We start from the raw sequence: 11,737 nt of genomic DNA on the forward strand, positions 1-11,737 counted from the left end.
TTTTGCAGATAAAAATCGTTTTCATTCGGAAAATTTTGCAGGTTGTCGCTGCGCCTGCCGAGCGTTGGTCCGGTTGAGCCAAACCGATAACCCTAGCGAAATCACCGCAAACAACGCCGCGCCCCAGCCAAGGCTGGTCAACCCCGCCGTTTGTAAGACGCCCGAGGCCGTGGCCGACCCCAGCGAGATGCCGACGTTAAAGAAGATGGCGTTTAACGCCGACGCCAAGGCGATGGCCTGCGGGTAGTCCGCTTCGGCCACGTCTAAGAAGTGAATCTGAATCGGTGAGCCCCCAATCAGCACCAGTAGAGTCAACAAGAGTAGTAGGCCGTACCCACTCCACGCGTTTAGCATGGCCAACGGGAACAGGCACAAGAGGATAATGTCGACGACGTAAAGTTTGGGGAGTTGTTTTAACCCGTGGTGTTCGGCCAGGGTCCCCGATAACCGATTGCTGACGATACTAACGATCCCGATGATCATCAGTAACCAGTTCAACATGCTGGTGTTAAAGCCCAGTGTCGTGGTGATCAACGGTCGGACGTAGGTGTAATAGGCGTACGACGTTGCGGCCGTAAAGAGGATCAACGCCGCGCCCAGGTAGATGCGTTTGTCGGTCAGTAAGACTAGCTGATCCTTAATGCCGCTGACGGGCTGTTTTAAGTTGCGAGGCAGTAGCAGGCCCAAGACGATGCAGGTCACCAGACTCAATAACGAGATTACGTGAAAGGCGTCCTGCCACCCGAGGTGGGTACTGATGGCCGTCCCAATTGGGACCCCGATGACCGAGGCAATACTGAAACCGGCGGCCAACCAGGACACCAGAATGGCCCGTTTATTCCGGGGCGCAATCACGCTAGAGATGGCGATACATAACGATTCGATGGTCCCGGCCACCACGGCGGTAATCAGCCGGGCCGCCACTAAGATGGGGAAGCTGGTGGCAAATCCCGTCAGGGTGTTCCCAATCAAAAAGATGATCATGAGAGCCATGAACGTGTGGTACCGGTTAAACCGGTTGGTCAGCACGGTGATCAACGGCGTACTGATGGCGTAGACGATGGCAAACACGGTCACCAAATACCCCACCGTGGCGACGCTCACCTTTAGCGAACTGGCAATATCGGAAATGATCCCCACCACAATAAACTCGTTACAGCCTAACATAAACGACACCAAGACGAAGGCGGCCGCTTGTAATTGATACTTGGTCACAAAGAACGCTCCTTTTCTCGTTGGATTACCGCGCCCGGTAATCCCGGACCCGTTTCCTTTCACTCTAACGGTTTTCACGAAAAATAGGAACCCCTGCATGCCCGAAAGACGCCAAAGAACCCAGCCAAGTTTAACTTCTCGGCTGAGCTCTTTGCGGTAATTTTTATGATCTAATACTCCTGATGCTGTGATTAGACTTGGGGTGGTTGCTGGCCGTCACGATAATACACGGGGCTCGGGGCCGTCACGGGATGGGTCCGTAACCAGGCCACGATTTGACGGCCTAGGTCGTCGCCCATTTTCCCGCTCGCTTCAATCTGGGCTTGGGTAATCTGATCGACGTGAATGCCGGCCGTCACGGTACAACTCCCCGTTAACGTCGGTTGGACCTGATGGGCGACCCGTTCGCCCACCAGGTGGTCCTTGTGATAACGCCCGTCGTGGCTAGGAAACTTCACGGTCCGTAACGGCGTGGTTCGGGTCAACGTGGTCACGTCACCAATGTGGGGATGGGTGCCCCCCGTGACCACAATCAGTAGGTCGGGGCCGACCACCGTCAGTTCGGCGGTCATCGTGTACCCGACTTGGGTAACTTGAAATTGTGGCATGGTTAGTCCCCCTCCCAACGCCGATCCATGGCGGTATGAATCCCGAAGGCGTCCAGCACCTTCATGGTTTGGTGATCGACCAAGTCCTGAATGGTTTGCGGGTGGTTATAGAAGGCCGGAATCGGTGGGATGATTTGGGCCCCTAACCGGGCTAACTTGGTCAGGTTTTCCAGGTGAATCACGCTAAGCGGCGTTTCCCGGGGGACGATGACCAGCTTACGTTGTTCCTTAATGGTCACGTCGGCGGCCCGGGCAATCAGGTTCTCCCCGAAGCCGTACGCCACGCTGGCCACGGTCTTCATGCTGGCGGGCACGATGACCATCCCGGCGTTTAGAAACGACCCGCTGGCGATGGCGGCTCCCTGATCTTTATCGCTGTAAACCACGTCGGCCAAGGCTTTAACGTCCGCCAGCGTTTCAGTCGTTTCCAGCGCCAGATTCTTGGTAGCCCAAGCACTCATCACCAGGTGGGTTTCCACGTCCGGTAACGCCCGGAGTTTCCGTAAGAGATCAACGGCGTAAATGGTGCCCGAGGCCCCCGTAACCCCAATAATGATTTTCTGCATGTCCCCATCGCCTTTCTTCAATTGAATTCGCTTATTTTAAATACTTCTGCCAGTCCGGGACTTCCTTGAATTGCGCCCGCTCGAACTGGTCCTTCAAATCAAACGGCACGGTCCCGTCTAAGATCAGCTTCGATGACATCCCCCGTACCCGAATCGACTTCGGGTCGTATTCCGGTCGTTCCGACGGATCCAACGGGTGGTTACGCATCCCCGGCAACACCACGATGTCCTGGTCGGCCTGGAAACGCGTGTTAACGGTCCACATCACGTCGTTCATGTCGAAGATGTCGACGTCCTCGTCCACCAAGATGACGGTCTTAAGCTCCTTAAACGCGGAGAACGCCAGTAACGCGGCCTGCCGTTGAATGCCCTCGTCGGCCTCGTCAGCTTTATGGATCTGCATGATGGTCATCAACTTCCCCCCACCTGCTGGCGGGTTGTAGACGTTTAAGACCTTCCCCGGAATCGCCCGGTTGGTCAGTTCCAGAATGCTGGCTTCGGTGGGAATTCCGGCCATGCTGACGTGTTCTTCGGACGGCCCGATGACACTTTGCATGATTGGATTCTTGCGGTGCGTGACCGCGGTGACCTTGATGACCTGTAGGGCCGGATTAGCGTCACCGTCGTATCCCGGGAACTCAGGCATGGCCTTACCGGTATGCGTATTGATATCCTCTTGAACCCGTTCGTTTGGCATGATGTAGCCCTCTAGGGTGTATTCGGCCCGAGCAATCGCCCGCTCGTCGACCGTTAACCCGGGTACCAGGCCCACGGCTTCTTGACGAATGGCGCCCGCGACGCCCAGTTCGTTATACCCCAGCGGCGTGGTCGGTGGCTCGAAGGTCGCACCAATGGTAATAGCCGGGTCCAACCCAATGCTAATGGTGACGGGCATGGGTTCGTTGACCGCTTCGTATTCGCTGGCAAACTTGCCAATGTGCCGGCCACCAGGCATGATGTAGATGCCCAATTTATCCTTATCTTCTAAGACCATCCGGTGGATCGTCACGTCGCTCATGGTCTTGGCCTTGTTGGACCCCAGCACCACGCCGACCGTGATGTAGGGCCCGGCGTCTTGGGGCGTGTTAGTTGGTGCCGCCACCAGTTTACGGATATCGAAGTCCGGATCGGTGGCCTTATGGACGACCTCGTGAGCCGGCGCCTGATCTTCGGGCACCTCCACGGGTGGGACCGGGTGGTCGACCGCGTCGTTTAGAAACTGCCCTAGTGTCTGTGCGTCGTGGTGAAACATCAACCCAACGCGCCGGCGGCTGGCCATGAGACCGGTCAATACGCGGGTCCCGGGAAACCCGGTCACCTGGTTAAACATCATCGCGGGGCCTTCCTGGGTCGGCCGTTGGACCGTTCCACCCGCACCAATGTAGCGGTAGACCCCGGAGAGTTCCGCATTCGGGTCTACGGCGACGTTGGTTTCGTGGTACTGACCGGGATGGGTCTTAAGTTCGCTGAGCACCCGGCGTAAATCATAAGGTTCGTTTGTCATGTGATGACCTCCTCGTTCAAGCTTACAAGGCCTAGTTTACGGGAGTTAACCCTTGCAAACAATTCAACTTACGCTTAACGTTATTCCTAACAGGACTAATAGAAAGGATGGACGCCATGACCATTGAAGACCTGCACAGCTTCATCGTGCTTTACCAGTTGCAAAACGTCTCGGATGCCGCCGTCGAGCTGAACATCACCCAGTCGGCGCTTTCCAAACGCCTGCGTAACCTACAAGCCGAACTGGGCAGTCCCCTGATTTCGACGCGTAACAAGCGGCGGTTAACCATTACCGAGAGTGGGGAAATTTTCTTCCGTTACGCTCAGACCATCACGGCCCAATACGGCCTCCTGCAACGCGAACTCCAGGATTACCGCGAACTACGCCGCGGGACAATCCACATCGGCAGCGTGCCGGTCATGGCCCAGTATGGCTTAACCACTAAGCTCAGTCACTTTATGCAAGACTACCCCCAAATCAACCTGCGCCTAGACGAGCTAGAGGGCGACGACCTAATTGGCCAACTCCAGGCACACCATCTCGACCTAGCCATCCTCCGCGACGTTCAGAGTCGCCAACTCAACTCTTCACAGTTTCACACTCAGGACCTCCTAACCGACGAACTCAAGGTGATTTTACCGCGTGACCACCCCCTCGCCGCTCGCGCAACCATCACCATGGCGGATCTCCGTGACGTGGACATCGTCACGCTCAGTCCGGGGTCCGGTATCTACGAACGCATGGGCACCCTCTACCAACAGGCCGGGCTGACCCCCAACATTCGCTTCAGCACCCCCCACATTGAAACGCTCCTAGGACTGATTGCCCACACCCAATGGGTCACCTTCCTGTTCGCCCAAGCCGCAGCCCCGTTTCTTTCCGCGGACTTCGTGACCCGCCCACTGGTACCGGCTCAGGTCAGTCACCTGCAACTGGTTGTCCCCCGTGGCGACCAAACCCCGACTATTGCCCGCCTGTTACAGTACCTGACCCAGTAGGCCGTGGTATACTAAACCCAATTAAGCATTAACCCTAAACTCAATTTTCGGAGGTTTCTTATGATTAGACCCATCGTCCACGATCCCCAGCAACTCCAAACTAAAGCCACGCCAGCGACCCGCGCCGACGCCGGTCTGGTCACCGACCTACTCGACACGTTACGCGCCCACCAGGCTAACTGCGTGGGAATGGCCGCCAACATGATCGGCCAAAATAAGCGGATCATCGTTGTCCTAATGGGCATGCTGCCCGTCGCCATGATCAACCCGCAAATCCGGCAAAAAAAGGCGCCATTTCAGACCGAAGAGGGGTGTTTATCGTTGAGTGGGCAGCGTCCCACCACGCGGTACCAGACCATCACGGTCGACTACCTCAACCAACAATTTCAACCGCAACACCAGGAATTTAGCGGCTTCATCGCTCAGATCATCCAACACGAAGTCGACCACTGCAACGGCATCTTAATCTAAGAAAGGCAGGTTTTCTCCATGTCCGAACAAGCCAGAATGTTAGCGGGGCAACTTTACGACCCCACCGATCCCGAACTCAACCGGCAACAACGCGCCGCGCACGTCTTGAACCAGGCATACAACCAGTCCGGCGAAAATCCGGCCAGCGTCCGGGCCGCCCTGATCGACGAGCTGGTGCCCAACCACGGTGTCGACACCTACTTTCAGGGACCCATCTTCTTTGATTATGGCCGCTACACCACCATTGGCGACGACTTTTACGGCAACACCAACCTCACCGTGCTCGATTCGTGTCCCGTGACCATCGGTGACAACGTGATGTGTGGGCCCAACGTGACGCTGGTGACGGCCATGCACGCGCTACGTTATCAGGACCGTAACCTGCGGACCCGTCCGGACGGCTCGAAATACGACTTGGAATACGCCAAACCTATCACCATCGGGAATAACTGTTGGTTGGCCAGCAACGTCACGGTCATCGGTGGCGTGACCATCGGCGACGGTTGCGTGATTGGCGCCGGTAGCGTGGTCACCCGCGACATCCCCGCCAACTCGTTAGCCGTGGGGAATCCCTGCCGCGTCTTGCGCGAGATCACTGAAGATGATGCGCTGGACATGAGTCGTGAAACACCCATTTAACGCTATCGTTTAAAAGAGAGTGGGACAAAAGGCGATTAGCTGGCGAGCATGAACGACGGTTCGTAAGGCGGATAATCCCGAACTTGGATTATCTGACTTACGGGGTTAAGCGGAACCAGCTAATCGCCTTTTGGCGCACGTTTCAGCACCAGATGTTCGGAGACACAACGGGTCTGGGATTTTTGTCCCAGCCCCTTTTAGGTTGCATCCCCCGACCAATATCTTCTAAAATAGACCTTACTTTGGCATAAGGAGTGCAACGCGTGAAAAAAATTGGCTTAATCTTCATCTGTGCGTTTCTGGGGAGCGCCCTACGACTGAGTTTAACGGCGTGGACCACACCGCACCACTACCTCACAATTCTCACCATCAACGTGATTGGCTCGTTTGGCCTACCGCTGATTACCGGCGCGCTTCCATTACTCTGGCCGGTCTCACCCGCCATGGTTACCGGGCTCAGCGTGGGGCTCGTCGGTAGTTTTACGACCTTCTCCACGTTTACGGTCGATGCCGTATCCTTACTCCACCAGCACGCCGCGTGGCTCGCCGGCGGTTACGTGCTGGGAAGTCTGGTGTTCGGCTGGAGCGCCGCTGCGGCGGGAATTACGTTAAGTGCTCGGTTAGTGAAACGGGGGCGGCGCGCATGATTACCCTAATTATTGTCAGCGGGGCTGGCGCATTCGGTGCCTTAGCCCGCTACGGCGTGACCTTCTGGGGGAACCGCTTGTTCTTCGATACCTACTTGCCCCTCCCCACGCTGGTAATCAACGTCACCGCAGCCTTCTTGTTGGGATTAGCGGCCGGCCATTTCCCCGCTAGTAGTTTAGCCTTTCAGCTCATCAGCGGTCTGCTGGGGGGCTTTTCCACCTTCTCCACGTTCACCAACGAGTTGGCCGGCCTACTGCACCGGTTTCCTAAAGTCGCCGTGAGTTACCTCCTCTTATCCGTGGTACTGGGACTAGCCGCCGCGGGAGTCGGCTTCTGGCTGGGAGGTTAAGTTGTGACGCGCCGTTTGGACTAGGGTCACCGCCAACTAGGGCCTTTCCCGAAGTAACGAGCAACGCCCCGAATTTCCAACCAAGGAATCCGGGGCGTTTTTTCGGCTAATCATTTATGGTTTCAGATAAGCAAAACCTTGTTGTTCCAATTCAACAATGCGGACCACGCCCGCCGGCACTACCGCGACCCCGGCCGGAAGCTGTGCTGCCAAGATACCGTTGGCCCGCAACGCGTTCGCACAGGCGTCCACCTCGACTTCGGGCAGGTCAGTCAGAAAGGCCCGCCAACTCGGGGTGAGAAACGACCGTACCGCCGGACCGTTAACCACGACCACTACCCGACTTTCCGGTAACCCGATCAGTAAGTTGTGGACGTTGCCCTGCGCCAGCGACACCTTAGCCTGTTCATCAAGATGCACGACCACCGACGTTTTCGGCATATTACCGCCCACTTTCGAGTTGTTGCACTTCCAAGCCCCGCAGGTAATGGTAACTCCGTAGCATGTTGGCACAGGTCGCGTCCGTTTCGTCCGGAACCTCGTAGATCATGGTCGCTTGTGGATTCAACGCCGGCAAGACCCGCCGCCAGTCAATCAGGCCGGCTCCTAAGGGTAAACTATCGTGACGTTGTCCCAGCGAATCGACCAAGTGGTAATGTCGAATCAACGGCTTTAATTTCGTTAGCGCCGCCATGGTCCGGTCCATATCGCCATGCAAACCGATAAACACGTGGCTGAGGTCGCAAACTAACGGCCAGTGGTGCGCTAAAATCGTGTCGTCGATTTGCGGATCGCCGTACATGAAACTGGCGGTAATCCCATTTTCGATCATCACGTGACCGTTCCCTTGCGCCACCAACTGATCTAAGTGGTCAAACACGGTGGCCCGAGCAGCCACTAACGACGGGTATTCGTCGATCAGCTGTTGGCTTTCGGCCCCGCCATACCCGCCGTGTACCAGGATGCGGACGTTTAAATCGTTCGCTAAATCCAAAAGTTGGGCCGTCGATTGCTGAAAGAAGGCGTAGGCTTGCGGTTCGCGGTGGGCATCCAGCAACTGGTCCAGGTGTTGGTCGTGAAATTTCATGGGATGATGGATCACGATTTTGCGGGTCACGTTGGTTTGGACAAACTGCACCTTAGCCTTGAATGTTCGAAACGCGGTCGGCGTGAAGTCCGCTTCGCTGGTGAAAAATTCAAAAACTTCCGGCCGGTACTTCAGCCGATCTAACAGTTGGGTGGGGTCAGCCCCCGCCTTTAGGCCCAACTGGACCTTACCGGGACGAGCGGGTAACGCTAATTTTGCCATGCTGGTCAATCCTTTCACTGGTGCCGAACCTAAAAAAGGTTCAGAACCAAAGTTCTAAACCTTAGTATACCGCTAACTGACTGCTGCCGGACGTTGGTCCTGACCGGTCAATCGTCCACCGCATCTAAAACCAATACTTGAGCGCTAAAGTCGGCCGACTCCTCGACACCCATGGTATTCTGGATCAACGACGGGATAAAGACCCCGGCATGCATCAACTCGTCGCCGTAAAGGGGCTGTTGCCGCCCACTGACCACGTAGCGTTGGCTCGGTAATAACCCGCGCAGTTTTAATTGCGAATACCGCGGGTTGGGTTGATTTAAAATCTGGTACCGCGCCGCAATCGCGTGGCGTTTATCGGCACTCACGACGACCCAACTGCCGACGTTACGGTCGCCAGTAAACGGATTATCGATCCGGTAGAACGTCCCCTGTTGGAAGAGGTCTCGGTGTTGCTTATAGAAGGCCACCTGGCGTTTGATCTGTGCCTTTTCGGCCGCCGAGCACCGGGTCACGTCGAGTTCGTACCCTAGATCACCAAAGTAAGCCACGGCCGCCCGCGTCTCAATTGGCGTAATGCGCCCAGTCTGGTCGTTTGGCACCGCCGAGACGTGGGCCCCCATCATCGCCTGCGGATAAGCGTAGGACGTCCCGAACTGGATGCGTAACCGCTCGATGGCGTCGGTATCGTCACTGGTCCAGGCCTGAGGGGCGTAATACATCATGCCCAGATCAAACCGTCCCCCACCGGACGCACAGGATTCGAACAGCACCTGTGGAAAGTCGTGGGTCAACCGGGCATAGAGCTGGTAAACGCCTAAGATGTAGCGGTGGCTAAACTCTAACTGTTGGTCGGCGCTCAACGTCTGACTGTAGGCCTCGGTAATGTTGCGGTTCATGTCCCATTTGATGTAGTCGAGGTGCGCCTCGTCGATCATGGTACTCATCTTGGTGTACAGGAAGTCCACCACGTCAGGGTTGGTCATGTCCAGGACAAACTGGTTACGTCCTGGCGTCATCTGGCGTTGTGGCGTCTTGATCACCCAGTCGGGATGGTCGTGATAGAGCTGGCTCGCCAGTGAAATCATTTCTGGTTCGTACCATAAGCCAAACTGCATGCCGAGATCGTGGATCTGTTGCGCGAGGTGCGCCATGCCCTGTGGTAACTTCTGCGGGTTAACGTCCCAGTCTCCCAGCGAGGTGGTATCGTCATTACGTTTGCCAAACCAGCCATCGTCGAGAACGAACAGCTCGATGCCCAAATCCTTGGCCTGCCGGGCCATCGCCATCAGCTTGGTTTCGTTGAAGTCGAAGTAGGTCCCTTCCCAGTTATTGATCAGAATCGGCCGGGGCTTTTGGGCGTACTGGGGGTTGACCAGGTGATGTTGGTAGCAGTCCCCCAATTGCTGGCTTAACTGATTTAAGCCCGTATCGCTATAACTTAAAATGGCTTCGGGCGTCTGAAATTGGGTCCCGGCGGTCAATTGCCAGCCAAACTCCGTGGGATTGATTCCCAATAAGACCCGGGTCGTGTCAAACTGATCGACTTCGATCTGATCGAGAAAGTTACCGGAGTAGACCAGGTTGAACCCGTAGGCGCCGCCGTGATCGTCGGTCGTCTGGGGCCGTGCCAGAATAAAGCCCGGATTTTCCTGATGACTCGACGCACTACGCAAACTTCCAATACTTTGAATGCCCCGCCGTAACGGGGTCCGGATGGCGTGCCGTTCGCGCGCCCAACTCCCGGAAAATTGCAGAAAGTCGTAGTCAGCATCGGGAAGGTCCAGTTGGCCACTGAGCGCCCGGTTCAACGTTACCGTTTGGTCCCCGCGATTGGTAAAGGTCGCACTGCGGACCAAGACGTCTTGGTGGGGAAAAATCGTGTAGTTCAACTCGACCACGACTTGCGTGACGGCATCCTTTAACGTCACGATCAAGGTCTGCGCGTCGTCTTGCGTATCATCAAACGTCGCGGGTAAATTAGCTAGTCGCTTCTTCCCTTCCTCAATCCGGTAGCTTTGGTACTGCAGGTCGCTGATGCGACTGCCGTTTACTGCCGTGATCTGGTACGCGGGGTCCCGAAAATCCCCTTTCCCAAAGCTGGCGTATTCTTGTTTCAATGCCTCGGGTTGGAAATCCGGGGTATTGAGTTTCCAGGCCGGCATCGCCCCGTGAACCTCGCGGTGGGTGAGTTCCGGATACTGAGCCTGGTTATGTATCAACGGGCCATAATAGAGTTGTCCTAACTCACCGTTGGCCATGACGTGAAAGAGGTAACTACTATGATCCATTTGAAGATGAAATTGATCTTGTTGTGTATAAATTGCCATCTCATTCAGTCCCTTCTACCTACTAGGATACCGAAAAAGTTGGGTTTTGTAACCGTTTTCTATAAATTGTTCAAAAAAAGCAGTTGTCCTCTATCGAACTTACTGCTTGAGTGATTTTTCTTAGGGTAACGCCTGCAACAACGTGGTGGCAATAATGCACGCCCCACCGAATAACTCCGCGCCGGTCATGGGTGTTCCCAGAACTGCCACGGCCAACACCGTGGCAGTCAGCGGTTCAAAGGCGCTCAGCATGCCGGTCGTACTGGGCGCTAGACTTTCAAGACTCTTTAGGTATAACAGGTAGGCGAGCATGGTCCCGCCAATCACGATAAAGGCGATTCCGCCCACAACGGTCGCGTTCAGCTGGGGCAAGTGCGTGGTCGCCAACACCCCACCAAACGGCAGACTCCCTAAGAGCATGGCCCAGCCCACCACTAAGCGTGCGTCGTAGGTTGCCAATAATTTTCGGGGTAACAACGTATAGGTGGCCGAACTGACCCCGGCCAATAACCCCCAGAAGAGGGCCAACGGTGCCAACGCCAACTGGGTAAGATGCCCGTTCGTCACCAGAAAAAAGGTCCCAAAGAGCGCAATGACGATGGAAATCAGATCAATTCGTCGCGGCCATTGGCGCCGAACCACGGCTAAGTAGATGATGATAAATAGTGGTCCCAAAAATTGAAGCACCGTGGCGGTCGGTGCATTCCCGTAGGCAATGGCTAAGAAGTAGGTTAATTGCGAAGGGACCATGCCTAACAGACTAAATAAAAGAAGTTGGCCAATCATCTTGGGGCGCCGCCAGATGGCCCAGACGGCTTTTCCCTGGCTTAAGGCAAACCAGCTTAGCAATAGGAGCCCCGCCAGACTAAGCCGCACGCCGGTCAACCATAAGGTGGGCACCTGGTAGCGGCTAAACACGGCCTGGGCAACGGTCCCTGAAGCTCCCCATAAAATTCCGCCACTGATCACTTCAATCAAGCCTAATCGTCGACTGGCCACGTAACACCCTTCCCTTCTGACGCGTTAAGTTATGGAAAAATTCTCACAAAAAAAGGAACTCATCACTGAGTTCCTACCGTTGCGTGGCAACGTCCTATCCT

At 55.7% G+C, this 11,737-nt stretch carries 13 protein-coding genes; 5 read left to right on the plus strand and 8 right to left on the minus strand.

Translation table 11 applies throughout. The annotated features are described in order from the left end of the window. Nucleotides 1–21: 21 nt before the first annotated feature. From FD25_RS06105 to FD25_RS06120, 4 genes are all read right to left on the minus strand, one after another. Nucleotides 22–1,215 carry an MFS transporter gene (locus FD25_RS06105; protein WP_057802404.1) on the minus strand — a complete coding sequence of 398 codons (1,194 nt, stop codon included), beginning with the start codon at nt 1,213–1,215 and terminating at the stop codon, nt 22–24. 191 nt (nt 1,216–1,406) lie between these two features. Beyond that, nucleotides 1,407–1,823: a prenylated flavin chaperone LpdD gene (gene lpdD / locus FD25_RS06110; RefSeq protein ID WP_057802406.1), complete on the minus strand. Its 417-nt coding sequence runs from the start codon at nt 1,821–1,823 to the stop codon at nt 1,407–1,409. 2 nt (nt 1,824–1,825) lie between these two features. Beyond that, entirely contained in the window at nt 1,826–2,389 is a 564-nt protein-coding gene (locus FD25_RS06115) for a UbiX family flavin prenyltransferase (RefSeq protein WP_057802408.1), read from the minus strand. 31 nt (nt 2,390–2,420) lie between these two features. Next, on the minus strand, nt 2,421–3,893 hold the full coding sequence (locus FD25_RS06120; protein WP_057802410.1) for a UbiD family decarboxylase: 1,473 nt from the start codon (nt 3,891–3,893) through the stop codon (nt 2,421–2,423). 116 nt (nt 3,894–4,009) lie between these two features. Here FD25_RS06120 and FD25_RS06125 point away from each other — a divergent pair, with 116 nt between their 5' ends. The 5 genes from FD25_RS06125 (at nt 4,010) to FD25_RS06145 (ending at nt 6,998) form a co-directional block, all read left to right on the plus strand. Then, nucleotides 4,010–4,891 (plus strand): LysR family transcriptional regulator, encoded by an 882-nt coding sequence (locus tag FD25_RS06125; protein ID WP_057802413.1) that lies wholly within the window; start codon nt 4,010–4,012, stop codon nt 4,889–4,891. A 60-nt stretch (nt 4,892–4,951) separates the two neighbouring features. Next, a complete protein-coding gene (locus tag FD25_RS06130; protein WP_057802415.1) occupies nt 4,952–5,362 on the plus strand; it encodes a peptide deformylase in 411 nt (136 codons plus the stop codon). Nucleotides 5,363–5,380: 18 nt separating this feature from the next. Further along, nucleotides 5,381–6,001 carry a sugar O-acetyltransferase gene (locus FD25_RS06135; RefSeq protein WP_057802417.1) on the plus strand — a complete coding sequence of 207 codons (621 nt, stop codon included), beginning with the start codon at nt 5,381–5,383 and terminating at the stop codon, nt 5,999–6,001. Nucleotides 6,002–6,264: 263 nt separating this feature from the next. Further along, nucleotides 6,265–6,648 (plus strand): fluoride efflux transporter FluC, encoded by a 384-nt coding sequence (locus FD25_RS06140; protein WP_057802419.1) that lies wholly within the window; start codon nt 6,265–6,267, stop codon nt 6,646–6,648. Beyond that, nucleotides 6,645–6,998 (plus strand): fluoride efflux transporter FluC, encoded by a 354-nt coding sequence (locus tag FD25_RS06145; protein WP_057802421.1) that lies wholly within the window; start codon nt 6,645–6,647, stop codon nt 6,996–6,998. Before FD25_RS06140 ends, FD25_RS06145 begins: the two co-directional genes overlap by 4 nt. 114 nt (nt 6,999–7,112) lie before the next feature. Here FD25_RS06145 and FD25_RS06150 read toward each other — a convergent pair whose 3' ends face one another. From FD25_RS06150 to FD25_RS06165, 4 genes are all read right to left on the minus strand, one after another. Continuing rightward, nucleotides 7,113–7,439, minus strand: a complete 327-nt coding sequence (locus FD25_RS06150) for a DsrE family protein (protein ID WP_057802423.1) — start codon at nt 7,437–7,439, stop codon at nt 7,113–7,115. A 1-nt stretch (nt 7,440) separates the two neighbouring features. Then, on the minus strand, nt 7,441–8,307 hold the full coding sequence (locus FD25_RS06155; RefSeq protein WP_057802425.1) for a sugar phosphate isomerase/epimerase family protein: 867 nt from the start codon (nt 8,305–8,307) through the stop codon (nt 7,441–7,443). Nucleotides 8,308–8,414: 107 nt separating this feature from the next. Continuing rightward, nucleotides 8,415–10,637, minus strand: a complete 2,223-nt coding sequence (locus tag FD25_RS06160) for an alpha-galactosidase (protein WP_057802426.1) — start codon at nt 10,635–10,637, stop codon at nt 8,415–8,417. A gap of 120 nt (nt 10,638–10,757) precedes the next feature. Continuing rightward, complete coding sequence (locus FD25_RS06165) at nt 10,758–11,636, minus strand: DMT family transporter (RefSeq protein ID WP_057802428.1); 879 nt, start codon at nt 11,634–11,636, stop codon at nt 10,758–10,760. Nucleotides 11,637–11,737 lie beyond the last annotated feature (101 nt).

The organism is Levilactobacillus acidifarinae DSM 19394 = JCM 15949 (assembly GCF_001434835.1).
Classification (GTDB): Bacteria; Bacillota; Bacilli; order Lactobacillales; family Lactobacillaceae; genus Levilactobacillus; species Levilactobacillus acidifarinae.

Bases quoted from the DNA above. Each gene is read 5' to 3' on its own strand.
- lpdD (WP_057802406.1), bottom strand. From the start codon at position 1,823: ATGCCACAATTTCAAGTTACCCAAGTCGGGTACACGATGACCGCCGAA.
- FD25_RS06115 (WP_057802408.1), bottom strand. From the start codon at position 2,389: ATGCAGAAAATCATTATTGGGGTTACGGGGGCCTCGGGCACCATTTAC.
- FD25_RS06120 (WP_057802410.1), bottom strand. From the start codon at position 3,893: ATGACAAACGAACCTTATGATTTACGCCGGGTGCTCAGCGAACTTAAG.
- FD25_RS06125 (WP_057802413.1), top strand. From the start codon at position 4,010: ATGACCATTGAAGACCTGCACAGCTTCATCGTGCTTTACCAGTTGCAA.
- FD25_RS06130 (WP_057802415.1), top strand. From the start codon at position 4,952: ATGATTAGACCCATCGTCCACGATCCCCAGCAACTCCAAACTAAAGCC.
- FD25_RS06135 (WP_057802417.1), top strand. From the start codon at position 5,381: ATGTCCGAACAAGCCAGAATGTTAGCGGGGCAACTTTACGACCCCACC.
- FD25_RS06145 (WP_057802421.1), top strand. From the start codon at position 6,645: ATGATTACCCTAATTATTGTCAGCGGGGCTGGCGCATTCGGTGCCTTA.
- FD25_RS06150 (WP_057802423.1), bottom strand. From the start codon at position 7,439: ATGCCGAAAACGTCGGTGGTCGTGCATCTTGATGAACAGGCTAAGGTG.
- FD25_RS06155 (WP_057802425.1), bottom strand. From the start codon at position 8,307: ATGGCAAAATTAGCGTTACCCGCTCGTCCCGGTAAGGTCCAGTTGGGC.
- FD25_RS06160 (WP_057802426.1), bottom strand. From the start codon at position 10,637: ATGGCAATTTATACACAACAAGATCAATTTCATCTTCAAATGGATCAT.